The sequence below is a fragment of the Dactylosporangium sp. NPDC051541 genome, assembly GCF_044454505.1.
Classification (GTDB): domain Bacteria; phylum Actinomycetota; class Actinomycetes; order Mycobacteriales; family Micromonosporaceae; genus Dactylosporangium.
The window spans coordinates 139,279-157,404 of record NZ_JBITDU010000003.1 but is presented as its reverse complement, the minus strand read 5'-3'; the positions used below and the strand labels follow the sequence as shown (position 1 = coordinate 157,404).

At 69.8% G+C, this 18,126-nt stretch carries 10 protein-coding genes and 3 pseudogenes; all 13 read right to left on the bottom strand.

What is annotated here, in order from left to right; all coding sequences use genetic code 11:
• Positions 1-21: 21 nt before the first annotated feature.
• A complete protein-coding gene (locus ACIA8L_RS14845) occupies positions 22-363 on the bottom strand; it encodes an RNA polymerase-binding protein RbpA (RefSeq protein ID WP_395904497.1) in 342 nt (113 codons plus the stop codon).
• 133 nt (positions 364-496) lie between these two features.
• Positions 497-754, bottom strand: a complete 258-nt coding sequence (secG, locus tag ACIA8L_RS14840) for a preprotein translocase subunit SecG (RefSeq protein WP_395904495.1) — start codon at positions 752-754, stop codon at positions 497-499.
• Positions 755-802: 48 nt separating this feature from the next.
• Positions 803-2,494: an ABC transporter substrate-binding protein gene (locus ACIA8L_RS14835; RefSeq protein ID WP_395904493.1), complete on the bottom strand. Its 1,692-nt coding sequence runs from the start codon at positions 2,492-2,494 to the stop codon at positions 803-805.
• A 213-nt stretch (positions 2,495-2,707) separates the two neighbouring features.
• Positions 2,708-3,490, bottom strand: a complete 783-nt coding sequence (tpiA, locus tag ACIA8L_RS14830; protein WP_395904491.1) for a triose-phosphate isomerase — start codon at positions 3,488-3,490, stop codon at positions 2,708-2,710.
• Positions 3,491-3,494: 4 nt separating this feature from the next.
• Positions 3,495-4,643 (bottom strand): phosphoglycerate kinase, encoded by a 1,149-nt coding sequence (locus tag ACIA8L_RS14825; protein WP_395904489.1) that lies wholly within the window; start codon positions 4,641-4,643, stop codon positions 3,495-3,497.
• Positions 4,640-5,644, bottom strand: coding sequence for a type I glyceraldehyde-3-phosphate dehydrogenase (gene gap, locus ACIA8L_RS14820; RefSeq protein WP_395904487.1), 1,005 nt, complete (start codon positions 5,642-5,644; stop codon positions 4,640-4,642). The genes ACIA8L_RS14825 and gap overlap by 4 nt, the downstream gene beginning before the upstream one ends.
• Positions 5,645-6,377: 733 nt before the next feature.
• Entirely contained in the window at positions 6,378-7,358 is a 981-nt protein-coding gene (gene whiA / locus ACIA8L_RS14815; protein ID WP_395904486.1) for a DNA-binding protein WhiA, read from the bottom strand.
• Positions 7,359-7,506: 148 nt separating this feature from the next.
• Positions 7,507-8,442: pseudogene (gene yvcK / locus ACIA8L_RS14810) on the bottom strand (uridine diphosphate-N-acetylglucosamine-binding protein YvcK); the annotation flags it as partial.
• A 161-nt stretch (positions 8,443-8,603) separates the two neighbouring features.
• Positions 8,604-9,500 carry an RNase adapter RapZ gene (gene rapZ, locus ACIA8L_RS14805; protein WP_395906267.1) on the bottom strand — a complete coding sequence of 299 codons (897 nt, stop codon included), beginning with the start codon at positions 9,498-9,500 and terminating at the stop codon, positions 8,604-8,606.
• A 1,091-nt stretch (positions 9,501-10,591) separates the two neighbouring features.
• Positions 10,592-12,532 (bottom strand): annotated as a pseudogene (gene uvrC, locus ACIA8L_RS14800) (excinuclease ABC subunit UvrC); the annotation flags it as partial.
• Positions 12,533-12,613: 81 nt separating this feature from the next.
• Positions 12,614-13,033 (bottom strand): Rieske 2Fe-2S domain-containing protein, encoded by a 420-nt coding sequence (locus ACIA8L_RS14795; protein WP_395904484.1) that lies wholly within the window; start codon positions 13,031-13,033, stop codon positions 12,614-12,616.
• 186 nt (positions 13,034-13,219) lie between these two features.
• The gene (locus ACIA8L_RS14790; protein ID WP_395904482.1) at positions 13,220-13,738 is read right to left on the bottom strand and encodes a Rieske (2Fe-2S) protein; all 519 of its coding nucleotides are present in this window, start codon (positions 13,736-13,738) and stop codon (positions 13,220-13,222) included.
• Between the two features lie 1,380 nt (positions 13,739-15,118).
• A pseudogene (uvrA, locus tag ACIA8L_RS14785) lies at positions 15,119-18,079 on the bottom strand (excinuclease ABC subunit UvrA); the annotation flags it as partial.
• Positions 18,080-18,126: the final 47 nt, after the last annotated feature.

Below are 18,126 nucleotides of genomic sequence, written 5' to 3'. Positions count from 1 at the left end.
AGCCGGCGCCCCTGCCGCGTTTTATCGACCTGTGCGTTGGCGGAGGCGGGCGAGGGCCTCCTGGAGGATGGCCTCGCCGTCGGCGTCGGTGCGCCGCTCCTTCACGTAGGCCAGGTGGGTTTTGTACGGCTCGGGCCGCGGCCGCTCCGGTGGGGCCTGCTCGTTTTGGCCGGCCGGCTGGCCGCACCGGGGGCAGTCCCACGTGTCCGGAGGTGTGATCTCGGCTGCGAAGACCGGCTCGGTGAGGTGCCCGTTCGCGCACCAGTAGGCGACGATGTTGCGGGGCGCCTGTTCACCGCGCTCGGCCCAGCGCACCGGGCCGGAGCCGACTCGTGTTCCGCGGATGGCATTGCCAGCTGCCACGGCTGCTCTCTCCTTGTTCGTCGGGGGGGTACGACGTCTTACGGAGTGCAGGAGTGTGGGCGTAAACACCTGCGCGCGGCCTGCAACTTTCGCAGACCGCGCGCCGAGTCTAGTACTTCGTGGGCAAGCTTTCTTACGCGCCGCCGTTTTCCACGATTTTCAGCCACAGGCCGAGGCCCACGATGCAGGCGAACCAGATGATCCCGACCAGGAGCGTGTAGCGGTCGAGGTTCTTCTCCGCGACCGAGGAGCCGGCCAGGCTGGAGGACACACCGCCGCCGAACATGCTGGACATGCCGCCGCCCTTGCCGCGGTGCAGGAGCACAAGCAGGGTCAGCAGCAGGCTGGTGATGACCAGCAGCACGATCAGGGTGTAGGCGAACGCCGTCATGGCGCGGTCGTCCTCTCGATGGGCGGTGAGTCAGCGTCCGACAGCTTACTAGGCGAGTCCGAGTGCGCACAGGTCGGGCTGGCCGAACTGCGGGTGGATGAAGCCGCCGCGGATATTGGTGCCGGCCATGCGCAGGGCTTTCATGTAGACGATCGGGATCGTCACTGCCTGCTCGGCGATCTTCTGGTCCAGTTCGCCCCACAGACGGTACTGCCGATCGGGCACCGACTCCGCGAGCGCGGCGGAGATCTGGTCGTTGATCGCGGGGTCGTTGAGCAGCGGATAGTCCTGGTTGTTGGTGGCGCCCGCGGTGGTCGGGATGAGCCGGCCGTCGAACAGCGGCGGGATGACCGCGGAGCCGTTGGCCCAGTCCGGGATCCAGCCGGCCCACAGCAGGTCGTTGGCGTTGGCCGGATTGCCGATCACGTCGAAATAGGTGTTCGGATCAATGCCGTTGATCTTTACCTGAATACCGATCTGCTGGTACGTCTCCACGATCGTCGCGGCCAGGCGCCGGATGTCCTTCTGGTCGGGGATCGACAGCGTCAGCGTATTGGCGCACGGCTTGCCGCTCTTCTGCTGCTGGTCCATGAGCTTGAGGGCGACATCGGGCTTGCCCTCGACGTTGTTGGCGCTGTCGTACAGGTCGAAGTCCTTGTGGGCCTTGAGCTGCGGCGCGATCATCGTCGTCGCGTAGTCGCCGTAGACCGATCCGCCGGCCGCGGCCCGGAACTTGCGCTTGTCGAAGGCGTAGACGAGGGCCTTGCGGCAGTCCAGGTTGGGGATCCGCTTGGTGTTGAGCGCGATGTAGCGGATGCCGCCGTAGCTGCCCTGGACCGCCCGGGCGGACAGGTCGGGGTCGTTGATGACCTGCTGCACGAAGTTGGGGGCGACGTTCTTGTCCAGCTCGACCGTGTCCGCGTTGTCGCCGTCGCTGGTGATGAGGTTGGAGGTGACGGTCGGGAGGTCGCCGTTGACCTGCACCACGATCTTGTCGGGGTAGGCCTTGCGGACGGTGTCGGTCTTGCGGTCCCAGAAGTTGTTGCGGACGTACACCAGCTGCTGGTCGGTGTTCTCCTGCAGCTTGTACGGGCCGGACGCGAACGGCTTCTTGTCGTAGTCGCCCTTCGTGTCGTGTTTCGCCGGGACGGGGGCGAAGACCGACATGGCGACGGTGTACCCGAAATCGCCGATCGGCTGGTTGAGCGTGAACCGGACGTTCTTGGTGTCGGTGCACTGGACGGACGAGAGTTCCTGGCCGCCGTTGTAGGGCCCGGCGTAGCGCTCGGCGTTGGCGAGGTACGTCTTGGCGTAGGGCTGGGCCACGGAGAACGCGCCGCCGAAGCTGCGCTCGACGCCGTGCTTGACGTCGGCGCAGGTAATCGGGGTGCCGTCCTCCCAGCGCAGGTCGTCCTTGAGCTGGAAGTCCCAGACCCGGTTGCCCTCGCTGGGCCGGCCGGCGTCGGTGGCCAGGTCGCCCACGATCTCGCTGGAGGCGGCGCCGGGCTCGGACTTGAACGTGGTGAGCGTCCGGGTGAGCAGGCGGCTGAGGTTGGCCTCGGTGGCCGTGGCGACCCGCTGCGGGTCGAGGTGGGCCGGCTTGGCGCTCACGACGACGTGGACGGTGCCGCCGGTCCGGGGCGGCTGGGGGCCGTTCTTCGCGTCGGCGTCGCTGCATCCGGCGGTGGCCAGTAATGCCAGTCCGGTGATGGTGGCAATGGTTTTCCGACGACGGCGCATGCTGATCCTTACGACGCCGGCCGCGCGATCGGACTCATCCGTTCGTGGCGGGTGAACCCAGTCCGCATGGCTTGACGCAGGTCAAGGGGTGGTGGACGGGGCCACTTTAGGCGTCGTGCAGGCGTCGCGGAACGACGTGTGGGTTACGAAACACAACGTCGCGGGGCCCTGAACGGGTACCCGCGACGCTCTGTGTTTCGGTAGTTACGTTTGTTACTTGCCGAGGCGGACAATCCGTGCGAAACCCTCGGCGTCGATGCTCGCACCGCCGACGAGCGCGCCGTCGATGTCGGGCTGCTCGATGATCGCGGCGACGTTGTCGTGCTTGACCGAGCCGCCGTAGAGGATGCGCACCCGGTCGGCGGTGCCGCCGGTGTACTTCTCGGCCAGGCGGGTGCGGATCGCCCCGATGACCTCCTGCGCGTCCTCCGGCGTCGCCACCTTGCCGGTGCCGATGGCCCAGACGGGCTCGTACGCGATGACGATCTTCTCGACCTCGTCGGTCTTGATCTTCTCGAGGCCCGCGTCGAGCTGCGCGAGGGTGTAGCCCACGTGCTCGCCCGACTCGCGGATCTCCAGGCCCTCGCCGACGCACAGGATCGGCGCGATGCCGTTGGCCAGCGCCGCCTTCACCTTGGCGTTGACCAGGGCGTCGTCCTCGCGGTGGTACTGGCGCCGCTCGGAGTGCCCGACGACCACGTACTGGCAGCCGAGCTTGGCCAGCATCGCCCCGGAGATCTCGCCCGTGTAGGCGCCGGAGGTGTGCGCGGAGATGTCTTGCGCGCCGTAGCCGATCGACAGCTTGTCGCCGTCGACCAGGGTCTGGATGCTGCGGATGTCGACGAACGGTGGGAGTACCACCGCCTCCACGTCGTTGAGCTGCTGCTCGTTGAGCGTGAAGGCCAGCTTCTGGACCAGCGCGATGGCCTCGAGGTGGTTCAGGTTCATCTTCCAGTTGCCGGCCATGAGCGGGCGGCGTCCGGTGACCTCAGCCATCGACTCAGGCCCCCAATGCCGTGATGCCCGGCAGGGCCTTGCCCTCGAGGAACTCGAGGGAGGCGCCGCCACCGGTGGAGATGTGGCTGAAGCCGTCCTCCGGGATGCCCAGCGCGCGGACGGCCGCGGCCGAGTCGCCGCCGCCGACGACCGTGAAACCGTCGACCTTGGTGATCGCCTCGGCGACGCCGCGGGTGCCGGCCTCGAACGGGCGCTTCTCGAACACGCCCATCGGGCCGTTCCAGAAGACCGTCTTCGCGCCGGTCAGGATGCCGGCGAACGCCGACACACTCTCCGGGCCGATGTCCAGGCCCAGCTCGTCGGCCGGGATCGCGTCGATGCCGACCGTCTTGGTGGCGGCGTCGTTGCTGATCTCCGTCGCGGTGACGACGTCGGACGGCAGCACGATCTTGTCGCCGCCGCGCTCGAGCAGGCCCTTGCAGGTGTCGACCATCTCGTCCTGCAGCAGGCTCTTGCCGACCTCGTGGCCCTGGGCCTTGAGGAAGGTGAAGCACATGCCGCCGCCGATGAGGAGCTTGTCGACCTTGGGCAGCAGCGCCTCGATGACGGCGAGCTTGTCCGAGACCTTCGAGCCGCCGAGCACGACGACGTAAGGCTGCTCGGCCTCACCCGTCAGCTTGCTCAGCACCTCGAGCTCCTTGGCCACCAGGTAGCCGCTGTAGTGCGGGAGCAGCGCCGGCACGTCGTAGACGCTGGCGTGCTTGCGGTGCACGGCGCCGAACGCGTCGTCGACGTAGACGTCGCCGTGCGCGGCCAGCTCCTGCGCGAACGCCTGGCGCTCGGCCTCGTCCTTGCTGGTCTCCCCCGCGTTGAAGCGGAGGTTCTCCAGCAGCACCAGGTCGCCGTCGGTCTCGTTGAACGAGATCGTCGTCCCGAGGAGCTCGCCGAGGCGGGCCGCGACGGGCGCGAGGGTGTACTTCGGGTCCGGCGCGCCCTTCGGGCGGCCGAGGTGCGACATGACGGTGATCTTCGCCGCGCCGGCCTCACGCAGAGCGGTGATGGTCGGCAGCACGGCCCGGATGCGGCCGTCGTCGGTGATCTTGTCGCCGTCCAGCGGGACGTTCAGGTCGGCGCGCAGCAGCACGCGCCGACCGGCGACGCCCTCGCTCAGGAGGTCGTCGAGCGTCTTCACAGGCCGGCGCCGACCAGGGCGACCGCGTCGACGAGGCGGTTGCTGTAGCCCCACTCGTTGTCGTACCAGCCGACGACCTTGACCTGGTTGCCGATGACCTTGGTCAGACCCGCGTCGAAGATGCACGACGCCGGGTCGGTCACGATGTCGCTGGAGACGATCGGGTCCTCGGTGTAGGTCAGGATGCCGGCCAGGGCGCCCTCGGCGGCCGCCTTGATCGCGGCGTTGACCTCTTCGACGCTGGTGTCACGGCCGACGGTGACCGTGAGGTCGGTCGCCGAGCCGGTGGGGATCGGCACCCGCAGCGCGTAGCCGTCGAGCTTGCCCTTGAGCTCGGGGATGACCAGGCTGATCGCCTTGGCCGCACCGGTCGAGGTCGGCACGATGTTGAGGGCCGCGGCGCGGGCGCGACGCAGGTCCTTGTGCGGGCCGTCCTGCAGGTTCTGGTCCTGCGTGTAGGCGTGGATCGTGGTCATGAGGCCGCGCTCGATGCCGAACGTGTCGTTGATGACCTTCGCCATCGGGGCGAGGCAGTTGGTCGTGCACGACGCGTTGGAGATGATCGTGTGCTTGGCCGGGTCGTACTGGTCCTCGTTCACGCCGAAGACGATTGTCAGGTCCTCGTTCTTGGCCGGGGCCGAGATGATGACCTTCTTGGCGCCGCCGGCCACGTGGACCTTGGCCTTCTCGGCGTCGGTGAAGATGCCGGTCGACTCGATGACGACGTCCGCGCCCAGGTCGCCCCAGGGCAGCTTCGAAGGGTCACGCTCGGCGAGGGCCTTGAAGGTCTTGCCCGCGACGGTGATCTCGTCCGACGTCGCCTTGATCTCCTCGCCCAGCCGGCCGAGGATGCTGTCGTACTTCAGCAGGTGCGCCAGCGTCGCGTTGTCGGTCAGGTCGTTGACGCCGACAACCTCGATGTCCGCGCCCTTGGCCAGGGCCGCCCGGAAGAAGTTGCGGCCGATACGGCCGAAGCCGTTGATGCCAACCCGGATGGTCACTTCGACACATCTCCTCGTACTCGTCGCACCCCGGCTTTATCGCATTGCCGTTGCCGTGCGCCAGATGAGTGTTATTGGCTCGCCCACCCTGGTCCCGCCGGTCCGGACCCACCCGATGATGCTGGGCCCGGCCGCGTGTCGCGGCGGCGATCGAACAGCGAGGAGCGACCCGAGTCGGCTTCATCGCCGAACACGGGAAACCCTATCGTCTCGAAGCGGTCACGACCTCGCGGGGGTGTCGGAGCCCACTGTGTTGCCGAAAAGCGGTGGGGAGACAAGCCTCCACCACACCCCTCACGATCCGCGCTGTGTTTCCCAAAAGCAGGCGGGGAGACAAGCCTCCACCACACCCCTCACAATCCGCGGCCCCCGGGTCACGGCCTCAAAGGGGCTGAGCCGCAGTCCACGCCATCCGAGCCCGACCGTCCGTCCGAGCCCGACCGTCCGAGCCGGCCTCAAGGGGATGGCCTCGAACCGCACCTTCCGCCGCGGGGATGCCGCGGCCCTTGCCGCATCCCCGATAAGTCAGACACTCTGAACCCCCACTTATCGGATTTATACGGTGGCAGGCGACATTTCCGATTTGCACGCTTTCGCGCGCGCTGCACGCCACCGCCTGCTCACGCCACCGCTCGCGTTCTCGTCGTGCGGACCGACACGCGTTATGAGGACCGACTCGCATGATGAGAGCCGGCCGTCGCTGTGAAAGCGCGGCGACCGGCGGCGGGGCCGCTCAGCCGACCAGCATGTCCGGGGTGACCGCCGACTCGGTGTCCGGAATGCCCAGGTCACGGGCGCGCTTGTCGGCCAGGGTGAGCAGACGCCTTATACGGCCGGCGATCGCATCCTTGGTCAGCGGCGGGTCGGCCAGGGCGCCGAGCTCCTCCAGCGACGCCTGCCGGTGCTCCAGGCGCAGCGTGCCGGCGCTGGAGAGGTGGTCGGGTGCGGTGTCGGCGAGGATCTCCATCGCCCTGGCGACCCGGGCGGCCGCGGCCACCGCGGCGCGGGCCGAGCGGCGCAGGTTGGCGTCGTCGAAGTTGGCCAGCCGGTTGGCGGTGGCCCGGACCTCGCGCCGGACCCGGCGCTCCTCCCAGGTCAGCACGCTCTGGTGGGCCCCGATCCGGGTCAGCAGCGCGGCGATCGCGTCGCCGTCCTTGACCACGACCCGGTCGACGCCGCGCACCTCGCGGGCCTTGGCCGTGATCCCGATCCGCCGGGCCGCGCCGACGAGGGCGAGCGCCGCCTCGGGCCCGGGGCAGGTGATCTCCAGGGCGCAGCTGCGGCCGGGCTCGGTCAGCGAACCGTGGGCCAGGAACGCACCGCGCCACGCGGCCACCGCGCAGCACATGTTCGCCGAGACGACGTGCGGCGGGAGGCCGCGCACCGGGCGGCCGCGCACGTCGAGCAGGCCGGTCTGGCGGGCCAGGGCCTCGCCGTCCTTGACCACGCGGACGATGAAGTGGCTGGCCTTGCGCAGCCCGCCGGACGCGAGGACGTGGATCTCGCTGCCGTACCCGTACACCTCCGACACCTCGCGCCGAAGCCGGCGGGCCGCGGCGTTGGTGTCCAGCTCCGCCTCGACGACCACCCGGCCGGAGACGATGTGCAGGCCTCCCGCGAAGCGCAACAGCGCGGCCATCTCGGCTCGCCGGCAGCAGGGCTTCGCCACGTCCACCCGGCTCAGCTCGTCCTTGACCGCAGCGGTCATCGCCATCCTGAAGTCACCTCGCGGTTTTCGTGTTCAGCGTCATGTCCTTGCCGCGCGCACTACCCGTGCCGTTCGCGTTTCGCGCACTCGTCTGGTTCTTCGCACCCACGCGGCCGTTGCCGTTGCTGCGGCCGGTGGCCGGGGTGTCGACGCGCAGCAGCGGCTCGAGGGCCACCGCCAGCGCCTGCGGGTCGTGCCGGGCCGCCCCGTCACCGACGGCGACCGGAGCCAGCACCAGCCGGGCACCAAGCGATTCTGCCGCACGATGGACCGGTTCGGGGTCGCCTACGGCTTTCCCGTCGGCAAGAACTACATCGACCCGCAAGCCCGGAAGGTAACGATGCAGTGCGGCCAGGTGTTCGGGCAGCGTCAATCCCGCGGTCTCACTGTCCGCGGCCAGGTTGAGCGTGACCAGGCGCCGGGCCGGGCTGGCGGTGATCGCGGCGGCCAGCCCGGGCACGAGCAGGTGCGGGATCACGCTGGTGAACCACGACCCGGGCCCGAACAGCAGCCAGTCGGCCTCGCGCACGGCCTTGACCGCCTCGGCGCAGGCCTCGGGCGCGTCCGGGGTCAGCCGCACCCGGTCGATGGTCTTCGTGGTGACGGCGACCTCGTGCTGCCCGCGCACGGTGACGACCTCGTCGCCGTCGGAAAGATCTGCCTCGATGTGCAGGGGGTCCCGCGACATCGGCAGCACCCGCCCGCCGCAGCGCAGCATCGCCGCCGCCCGGTCGAGCGCGGCCACGGGGTCTCCGGCCTGCTCGAGGAGCGCGACGAGCACCAGGTTGCCGACGGGGTGCCCGGCGATGTCGTCCTCACCGGTGAACCGGTGCTGGAACAGCTCCGCCATGGCGGTCTCGTCGGCCAGCGCGGCCAGCGCCTGCCGCAGATCCCCCGGCGGCAGAATGTCCCGCGTCTGCCGGAGCCGCCCGCTCGACCCACCGTCGTCGGCGACCGTCACGACGGCCGTGATTTCCAAAGGCCTTTGCCGGTGTACTACGCGCAGCGCCCGCAAAGTCGCGGAAAGTCCGTGACCCCCACCGAACGCGACCACGCGAACGGGCTCGGCATCACTCGTCCGGCCGTCCACGCCGCCCCGCTCGCCGGCGGTCACCGCGACGCGTGCCCGCCCGCGCGTCGGCCGCGCGGCGTTGGTCTTGCCGCCCGCGAGCGCGGTCGTGTCGTCCGGCCCCGCCTTGTCCTTGGCGGCCGGTTTCCGGGCGGCACCGTTGCCGCCGGTCTGCCGGCTCGTCATTCGCGTCCCAGGTCGCGGTGCTGGGGCGACGCCGACAGCCGCATCTCCCGCAGCCGCCGCGCGAGCTCCTCGGCGATGGCGACACTGCGGTGCTTGCCACCGGTGCAGCCGACGGCGATCGTCAGGTATCGCTTGCCCTCGCGCTCGAACCCGGGCGCGGTCGCGTTGATCAGCCGGGCGTAGGTCTCCACGAACGTGATCGCCCCGCGCTGCCCGAGCACGTAGCGGCTGACGTCGGTCTCCCGCCCGGTGTGTTCGCGCAGCTCCGGCACCCAGTACGGGTTGGGCAGGAACCGCGCGTCGAGCACGAAGTCGGCGTCGGGCGGCAGACCGTACTTGAAGCCGAACGACAGGACGGTGACCCGGATCTGGGTCGTGTCCTCCTCGCCGAACATCTCCTCGATGCGCCCGCGCAGCTGATTCACGTTGAGGTGGCTGGTGTCGATCAGGACGTCGGCCTGCTCACGGGCCTCCTGCAGCAGCTTCCGCTCGGCCGAGATCCCGTCGGACAGCCGCCCGGCCCCCTGCAGCGGGTGGGAGCGCCGCACGCTCTCGAACCGCCGGATCAGCACCTCGTCGTCGGCGTCGACGAACACCATCCGCGGGTTGAACCCCCGCTCCCGCAGCGACTTCACCGCGCCCGGCAGGTCGGTCGAGAACGCGTGGCTGCGCACGTCGAGCACCATCGCGGTCCGCCGGACGGCCCCCTGCGCGGCGTGGGCGAGCTCGGCCATGTCGAGCAGGAGCGCCTGCGGCAGGTTGTCGACGACGTAGTACCCGACGTTCTCCAGCGCCCGCGCGACGGTGCTCCGCCCGCCACCCGACACGCCGGTCACGATCACGAGGTCGGTGGTGTTCCGCCCCGGCAGCACCCCTTCGTCGGGGTCGACGATCTCGTCGAACGCCTCCCCGGCCCCGTCCCGCTCCACACCGTCACCCCCCGCCGGTAGCACCCCACCACCGGACCCGCCGGCGTCTCTGGGCACGTCACCTTCTCTCGACACGTCGACGAGTTTATGTCGTTCGCGCATCGGCATCGGACAGTCGGTCGGTTTGCACTAGTTCGCGGTATCCCCGCCCAACCCCGCACCCGCCACTACTTCCCCAGCCCGGACCACGTTTCCAGCGCTCCCGACCCGCGTTCGGGCGTGTCGCGAATCTCCCAACCCCACCGGAACCCGAAGCCCCATGTCCCCCATCCGTGTCACCAACCCCACCCCAGGTTCCCGCCAACCGCTCCCGAGCAACCCACCAGCCCGGTCCACCCCACCACACCCCGCATCCCCACGACCACACACCGCTGCCGAACCCGCCGACCCACTCCGCGCCGAGGCGACCCCGCCAGCCGTGCAGCGCACCACCCCCCGCCCCCAAAGCCGCAGTGCCGACCGACGCCGGCCGCGAACCCGAACGAGACGAACCCCACCCGGCCGACGCGAGGCATCCGTCAGCCGCGAACTCGAACCCCCTCAGCGTCAGCGAGCCCGTCAGATGCCACGCCCCCGTCCCCTACCGCGCGCCCCTCGACGACGACGTTTTCGCCGGACACGTCCCGCTCGGCCGAGGAGGCGTGCCGCTCGACAACAACGTCCTCGTCCGCATGGTCAACAGCGTCCGCGGCGGCAGCGTCACCGGCAGACGGGGTGGCGTGGGGATCGCTCGCGTCGGCGTCCTCGCCGGCCGGGCCAACAGCGTTCGCAGCGCCTGTGTCAGCAGCGTGCGGGGTGCCAGCGGCGTGTGCGGTGGCGGCATCAACGGCGGGCGGGGTGCCAGCGCGAGCGGCATCGGCGTCAGCGGCGTGTGCGGTGGTGGCGTCGATAGCGGGCGCGGCGTCATCGTGGGCGGTGGCGGGCGCGGCGGCAGCGCCAGCGGCGTCAGCGACGTGCGGGGTGCCAGCGGCGTCAGCGGCGTGTGGGGGGTCAGCGTGAGCGGCGTCGGCGTTGGCGGGCTCGTAGGTGGTCGCGATCGGTGGGGTGATGGCGTCGGCGGGCGGGCGGGCGGAGGCCAAGGGGTCGCCGTTGAGGGCGGCCTGGATCGCTTCCGCGGTGCGGCGGCCGATGCCGGGGACCTCGGCGATCTCGTCCAGGGTGGCGGACTTCAGCCGTTTGAGGGAACCGAAGTGGCGCAGCAGCGCCTTGCGGCGGATCTCGCCGAGGCCGGGCACCTCGTCGAGGGCGGACGTGGTCATGCGCTTGGAGCGCTTCTGCCGGTGGTAGGTGATGGCGAAGCGGTGCGCCTCGTCGCGGACCCGCTGCAGCAGGTAGAGGCCCTCGGAGGCGCGCGGCAGGATGACCGGGAACTCGTCGTCCGGCAACCACACCTCCTCCAGGCGCTTGGCTAGGCCGCACACCACGATGTCGTCGATGCCGAGGTCGAGCAGCACCTGCGCGGCCGCGTTGACCTGGGGCTGGCCGCCGTCGACGACGACCAGCTGGGGCGGGTAGGCGAACTTGCGGGGGCGCCCGGTCGTCGGGTCGATGCCGGGGCGGGACGGGTCGGTCTCCGCGGCCTCGTCGATCTCGACCTTGGCGTCGAGGTAGCGCGCGAACCGCCGCCGCAGCACCTCCGAGATCGCCGACACGTCATCCGTCGCGCCGTTGATCGCGAAGCGCCGGTATTCGCTCTTGCGCGACAGCCCGTCCTCGAACACGACCATGCTGGCGACCACGTCCGTGCCCTGGATCTGCGAGATGTCGTAGCACTCGATGCGCAGCGGCGCCGTCGGCATCGTGAGCGCCTCGGCGATCTCCTCCAGGGCCTTGCTGCGCGTGCTGAGGTCGCCGGCCCGGCGCAGTTTGTGCTGCTGGAGGGCCTGCTCGGCGTTGCGGGCGACCGTTTCCGCGAGGGTCTTCTTGTCACCTCGTTGCGGTACACGAATGGCGACCCGGCTCCCCCGCAGCTTGCTGAGCCAGTCCGCGAGCGCGTCGACGTCGGCCGGCAGCTCCGGCACGAGCAGCTCGCGCGGCAGGTCACCGGCGTCGGCCCCGGCCTCACTGCCGTAGATCTGCGTGCAGAAGTGGTGCACGAGATCGCCCTGGGTCAGCTCTTCCGTCTTCTCCACGATCCAGCCGCGCTGGCCCCGGACCCGCCCGCCCCGCACGTGGAACACCTGCACGGCCGCTTCGAGCGGATCGTCGGCAAAAGCGACGACATCGGCATCGGTACCGTCCCCGAGCACGACGGCCTGCTTCTCCATCGCCCGTCGCAGCGCACCCAGATCGTCGCGCAGCCGCGCCGCGCGCTCGAAGTCCAGCTCGTCCGAGGCCTGATACATCTCCCGCTCGAGCTGCTTGACCATCGAGTCGGTCTTGCCGGCCATGAAGTCGCAGAAGGCCTCGACGATGTCCCGGTGCTCGGCCTCACTCACCCGGTCGACGCACGGGGCCGAACACTTGCCGATGTAGCCCAGCAGGCACGGCCGCCCGATCTGCCCGGCCCGCTTGAAGACACCCGCGGAGCACGTGCGCGCCGGGAAGACGCGCAGCAGCAGGTCGAGCACCTCGCGGATGGCCCAGGCGTGCGCGTATGGCCCGAAGTAGCGCACGCCCTTGCGCTTCGACCCGCGCATGACCTGCAGCCGCGGATAGGCCTCGTCGAGGGTGACGGCGAGATAGGGGTAGCTCTTGTCGTCGCGGTATCTGACGTTGAACCGCGGGTCGTAGGCCTTGATCCAGTTGTATTCCAGCTGCAGCGCCTCGACCTCGGTGCCGACGGTCACCCAGTCGACCCGCGCGGCCGTCGTCACCATCTGCTGCGTGCGCGAGTGCAGTGTCCACAGATCGGCGAAGTAGCTGCTGAGCCGCTGCCGGAGGCTCTTGGCCTTGCCCACGTAGATGACCCGCCCGGACGGGTCGTAGAAACGGTAGACACCCGGGGTGTCCGGAATGGTCCCCGGTGCCGGTCGATACGTGGACGGGTCAGGCACGGTTCGAGACTATCCGGGGGGTACGACAAAATTCGCGGGCCGGTCACCGATGAGCGGCGACCGGCCCGGGACGATCGCGGCTCAGCCGGTCACATAGATGTCGTCGCCCTCGAACCTGAGGGTCTTCTCCTTCAGCGGCTTCGTCGCCGGCTTGCTGGTCACCGAGCCGTCCTTCGCCGAGAACGAGCTGCCGTGGCACTTGCAGTCGATGGTGTTGTCGGCGACGCTCGTCACCACGCAGTTCTGGTGCGTGCAGATGGCCGTGAAGGCCTTGTACGTCCCGGCTTCGGGCTGCGTGATGACAGTACCCCCGTCGGCTGTAACGATTTTTCCTCCACCGACCGGGATGTCGGCCTTCTTGGCGATCGGGGCGCCTGGGGTCGAACCGGAGCTCGCAGTGCTGTCCGATCCACTGTCGTCGTCCCCACAGGCGGCCAGGACGGTCACTGCCGTCACGCCGGCCGCCCCGGCGAGTACCGCACGGCGGGTCGTCTCACTCATCTAGCTCCTCCAATGGTCGTGTGCCCCGCGGGCTGCGACGCTTTGCGGCGCTGGGCGATGCTTCGCGGTGCTTTACGGCGCTTTGCATCCAGAGATACACAGATCATGGAGGGTACGGTTCAATGCTCAACAAAAACTGGGAGTTCGGCACCCAATTCGCAATCGTGTCATTACGGACAGTGACGGCTACCCGCGAACGACGTACCCGCTCTTCACGTCCACCCTGACGCTCTTCAGCCCGCGCGGCGCCGGCCCCGACACCTTGCTGCCGTCGGCGACCTTGAACTTCGAGTTGTGCCGCGGGCACATGATGATCGGATTGCCGTCGAACGGCGGGTCGAGGATCGCGCCCTCGTGGGGGCAGGCCGCCTCGTACGCCTTGAAGGCCCCCTTGGTCGGCTGCAGCACCAGCACCGAGTCCTTGACGATCACGCCGCCGCCGACCGGCACCTCGCCCACCGCGATCAGCGAATTGCCGGGCACCTGCTGGCCACCCCCACCCGACGACCCGTTGTCGTCGAACGGGTTGCCCCCGGTCGTGGCCGGCGCCGCGGGCGCACTGGAGCCACCCGGGTTGCCACCGGCGCTCGACGGCGTGTCGTCGTCCCCGCCACACCCGGTCAGCACGGCGATGCCCATCGCACTCGCGCCGAGCAGTAGCGCCCGGCGCCCGGAACAAAGGTTGAAGACGTCCTCTTGCGGCACGCGGTTCCTCCTGAGGTCAGCCTCGCCAGCGGCCACCGTAGCAGCGCTACCTGACCACCGCCGATCAACGCCGGCCACCCCCGCCCACCTCCGCGCGCCCGGCCGATGCAGGCTGACCGGCGGCGCCTCCTCAGTGCGGTGTCGCGGTTGAAACGGGCGTAATGGATATGTCGCCTGACACCGTATAAATCCGATAAGTCGCGGTGCGGAGCGCCCGACTTATCGTGACCACCCGTGGCGGATCAGCTCCCGACTTAGCGCGCCCACCCGAGGCGGGCCGGCGCCTGACTTGTATTACGCCCGCGCGAGAGAGGCCGGCACCTGACTTGTATTACGCCCGCGCGAGAGAGGCCGGCACCTGACTTGTATCGCGCCCGCGCGAGAGGGCCGGCGCCCGGCTTCGCGCGCCCGCGCGAGAGGGCCGGCGCCCGACTTCACGCGCCCGCACGGGAGAGGCCGGCGGCCCGACTTCAGGCGCCCGCGCGAGAGAGGCCGACGCCCGACTTCAGGCGCCCGCGCGAGAGAGGCCGGCGCCTGATCTATTGCGGCCGCGCGAGCTCAGCACGCACAGGACCAGCGGCCGGTCATGCGTCCAGGCGGCACCAGAAGTCGGCGTGCGGAGAGCGTCCGAGCGGCCTGTCAGGACCGATGGGCACCGCAAGCACAGGGGCTTGGCGAAATGTCACGCGCTCAGCGGCAAACGGGCGCTCACGTGCGGAAGGCGACTGAGCGGCTCAGATGGCGCAGCCGCGCGGTAGGTATGTGGCGAAGTGGATGGGCGTGGCGAGTCGGGCTACGGACGGGTGCGAGCCAACCGCGCCGGACGTGCTGATGGTCCGACTCATCGTGAAACGCCGAGCCAGAGCATGAGGAAGCCGGCCGCGAACGCGTCGCACGCTCCCGTCGCGTCCACCATCACCCGCTGCACCGGGCTGGCGGACGCCGGCGACACGAACGGTGGGAGCGACGCACGAACAGTGGGTGCGACGAAGGCGGCAGAAGGTCGCGGAAACCCGGGACCGCATGCCCAGGCCCGGGATAGCGCGCGGAGGCCCGAGAACTGCGTGTGCCCGGGATAGCGCGCGGAGGCCCGAGAACTGCGTGTGCCCGGGCCTCCGCGTCGCCGATCGGTGGTCAGCTCTTCGTCGTCGCCTTCTTCGCGGCCGTCTTGCGCGGTGCCGCTTTCTTCGCGGCCGTCGCCCCCGTGGCCTTCGCGGCCGTCGCCGTCGTCTTCGCCGCCGTGGCCTTCGCCGCCGTGGCCTTCGCGGCCGTGGTGTTCGCGGCCGTGGCCTTCGTCGCTGTCGCGCGGGCCGGGGTGGCCTTCGCGGTGGTGGCCTTCGTCGCGGTGGCTCGGGCCGGAGTGGACTTGGCCGGAGTGGACTTGGCTGGGGCCGACTTGGCCGGGGCGGTGGCGGTCTTGCGGGCGGTGGCCGGCGGCTTGGTGCCGTTGGACTGGGCGGCTCGGTCGCGGGCGGACGGGTCGCCGGTGGGGTCGCCCTCGAGGCCCAGGACGTGGCGGAGGTATTGGCCGGTGTAGCTCTCGGGCAGCTCGGCGACCTCCTCCGGGGTGCCGACCGCGACGACCGTGCCGCCCTTGTGGCCGCCCTCGGGGCCCATGTCGATGATCCAGTCGGCGGCCTTGATGACGTCGAGGTTGTGCTCGATGACGATGACCGTGTTGCCCTTGTCCACCAGGCCCTGCAGGACGATCAGCAGCTTGCGGATGTCCTCGAAGTGCAGGCCGGTGGTGGGCTCGTCCAGGACGTAGACGGTGCGGCCGGTCGAGCGTTTCTGCAGCTCCGAGGCGAGCTTCACGCGCTGGGCCTCGCCGCCGGAGAGGGTCGGGGCGGGCTGGCCCAGGCGCACGTAGCCGAGGCCGACGTCGACCAGGGTCTTCAGGTGGCGGTGGATCGCCGGGATGGCCTCGAAGAAGCCGGACGCCTCCTCGATCGGCATGTCCAGGATCTCGGCGATCGTCCGGCCCTTGTAGTGCACTTCCAGCGTCTCGCGGTTGTACCGTGCGCCCTTGCACACCTCGCACGGGACGTAGACGTCGGGCAGGAAGTTCATCTCGATCTTGATCGTGCCGTCACCGGCGCACGCCTCGCAGCGGCCGCCCTTGACGTTGAACGAGAAACGGCCGGGGCCGTAGCCGCGCACCTTCGCCTCGGTCGTCTCGGCGAAGAGCTTGCGGATGTTGTCGAAGACGCCGGTGTAGGTGGCCGGGTTGGACCGCGGCGTGCGGCCGATCGGCGACTGGTCCACGCCGACGACCTTGTCGACCAGGTCGAGCCCGGAGATGCGGGTGTGCCGGCCGGGGACCATCCGGGCGCCGTTGACGGTGTTGGCCAGCACGGCGTGCAGGATGTCGTTGACCAGCGTCGACTTGCCGGAGCCGGAGACCCCGGTGACGGCCGTGAACTGGCCCAGCGGGAACGGCACGGTCAGGTTGTGCAGGTTGTGCTCGCGCGCGCCGACCACGACGAGCTCGCGGCCCGGGGTGCGGGGGCGGCGGATCTCCGGCGTCGGGATGCTGCGGCGGCCGGCCAGATACGCCCCGGTCACCGACTCCTCGCTCGCGATCAGCCCCTCATAGGGCCCGCTGTGCACGACCCGGCCGCCGTGCTCGCCGGCGCCGGGGCCGATGTCGACGATCCAGTCGGCGGTGCGGATCGTGTCCTCGTCGTGCTCGACGACGATCAGCGTGTTGCCGAGGCTCTTCAGCCGCGTCAGGGTCTCGATGAGCCGGTGGTTGTCGCGCTGGTGCAGGCCGATGCTGGGCTCGTCGAGCACATAGAGCACGCCGACCAGGCCCGAGCCGATCTGCGTCGCCAGCCGGATGCGCTGGGCCTCGCCGCCGGACAGCGTGCCGGACGCCCGGTCGAGGGAGAGGTAGTCGAGGCCGACGTCGACCAGGAAGCGCAGCCGGGCGTTGATCTCCTTGAGCACCCGCTCGGCGATCATCTTCTGCCGGTCGGTGAGCTCCATGCGGCCCAGCAGGTCCGCGCACTCGCCGACGGAGAGGTTGCAGACCTCGGCGATGCTGCGCCCGTCGATCGTGACGGCCAGGATCTCGGGCTTGAGCCGGGTGCCACCGCAGGTGCCGCAGGGGACGTCCCGCATGTACCCCTCGTACTTGTCCCGGGACCAGTCACTCTCGGTGTCGGCGTGCCGCCGCTCGATCCACTGGATCACGCCTTCGAAGCCGGTGTAGTAGGAGCGCTCCCGGCCGTACTTGTTGCGGTAGCGGACGTGGACCTGGTCCTCGGAGCCGTAGAGGATCGCCTTCTGGCCCCGCGAGGAGATCCCCTGCCACGGCGTGTCGAGGCTGAAGCCCTCCTCGTCACCGAGCGCTTCGAGGAGCCGCAGGAAGTAGTCCAGCGTGTGCCCGGTCGCCCAGGGAGCCACGGCGCCGTCGCGCAGCGTGCGCTCCGGGTCCGGGATGATCAGCTCCGGGTCGACCTCTTTCTTGGTGCCGATGCCGGTGCAGTCGGGGCAAGCGCCGTAGGGCGCGTTGAACGAGAACGACCGCGGCTCGAGGTCCTCGATCGACAGCGGGTGCTCGTTGGGGCAGGCGAGGTGCTCGGAGAACAGCCGCTCGCGGTGCTCGTCGTCCTCGGGCCGGTCGACGAACTCCAGGATCACGATGCCGGCGGCCAGCTTGAGCGCGGTCTCCACCGAGTCGGTGAGCCGCTGCTTGGCCGTGTGCTTCACCGCGAGCCGGTCGACGACCACCTCGATGGTGTGCTTCTCCTGCTTCTTGAGCTTCGGCGGCTCGGTCAGCGGGTGCACGACGCCGTCGATGCGGGCCCGGGCGTAGCCCTTGGACTGCAGCTCGGCGAACAGGTCGACATACTCCCCCTTGCGGCCCCGCACGACCGGCGCGAGCACCTGGAACCGGGTGCCCTCCTCCATGGCGAGGACCCGGTCGACGATCTGCTGCGGCGTCTGCTTGGTGATCAGCTCACCGCAGACGGGGCAGTGCGGCTCGCCGACCCGCGCGTAGAGCAGCCGGAGGTAGTCGTAGACCTCCGTGATGGTGCCGACCGTCGAGCGCGGGTTGCGCGAGGTCGACTTCTGGTCGATGGAGACCGCCGGGGACAGGCCCTCGATGAAGTCCACGTCGGGCTTGTCCATCTGGCCGAGGAACTGCCGTGCGTAGGACGACAGCGACTCCACGTAACGCCGCTGGCCCTCGGCGAAGATCGTGTCGAACGCCAGGCTCGACTTGCCCGAGCCGGAGAGCCCGGTGAACACGATCATCGCGTCGCGCGGCAGGTCAAGGCTGACGTCGCGGAGGTTGTGCTCCCGTGCGCCACGGATGATCAAGCGGTCGGACATGCTTCCCCTTGGCAGTATTCGTCCGGTTTGGAACACCGTCCCGGTGC

What these genes read in the sequence shown, in the direction of transcription:
- secG (WP_395904495.1), bottom strand. Translation starts at nt 754, where the DNA reads ATGACGGCGTTCGCCTACACCCTGATCGTGCTGCTGGTCATCACCAGC.
- ACIA8L_RS14835 (WP_395904493.1), bottom strand. Translation starts at nt 2,494, where the DNA reads ATGCGCCGTCGTCGGAAAACCATTGCCACCATCACCGGACTGGCATTA.
- tpiA (WP_395904491.1), bottom strand. Translation starts at nt 3,490, where the DNA reads ATGGCTGAGGTCACCGGACGCCGCCCGCTCATGGCCGGCAACTGGAAG.
- whiA (WP_395904486.1), bottom strand. Translation starts at nt 7,358, where the DNA reads ATGGCGATGACCGCTGCGGTCAAGGACGAGCTGAGCCGGGTGGACGTG.
- ACIA8L_RS14795 (WP_395904484.1), bottom strand. Translation starts at nt 13,033, where the DNA reads ATGAGTGAGACGACCCGCCGTGCGGTACTCGCCGGGGCGGCCGGCGTG.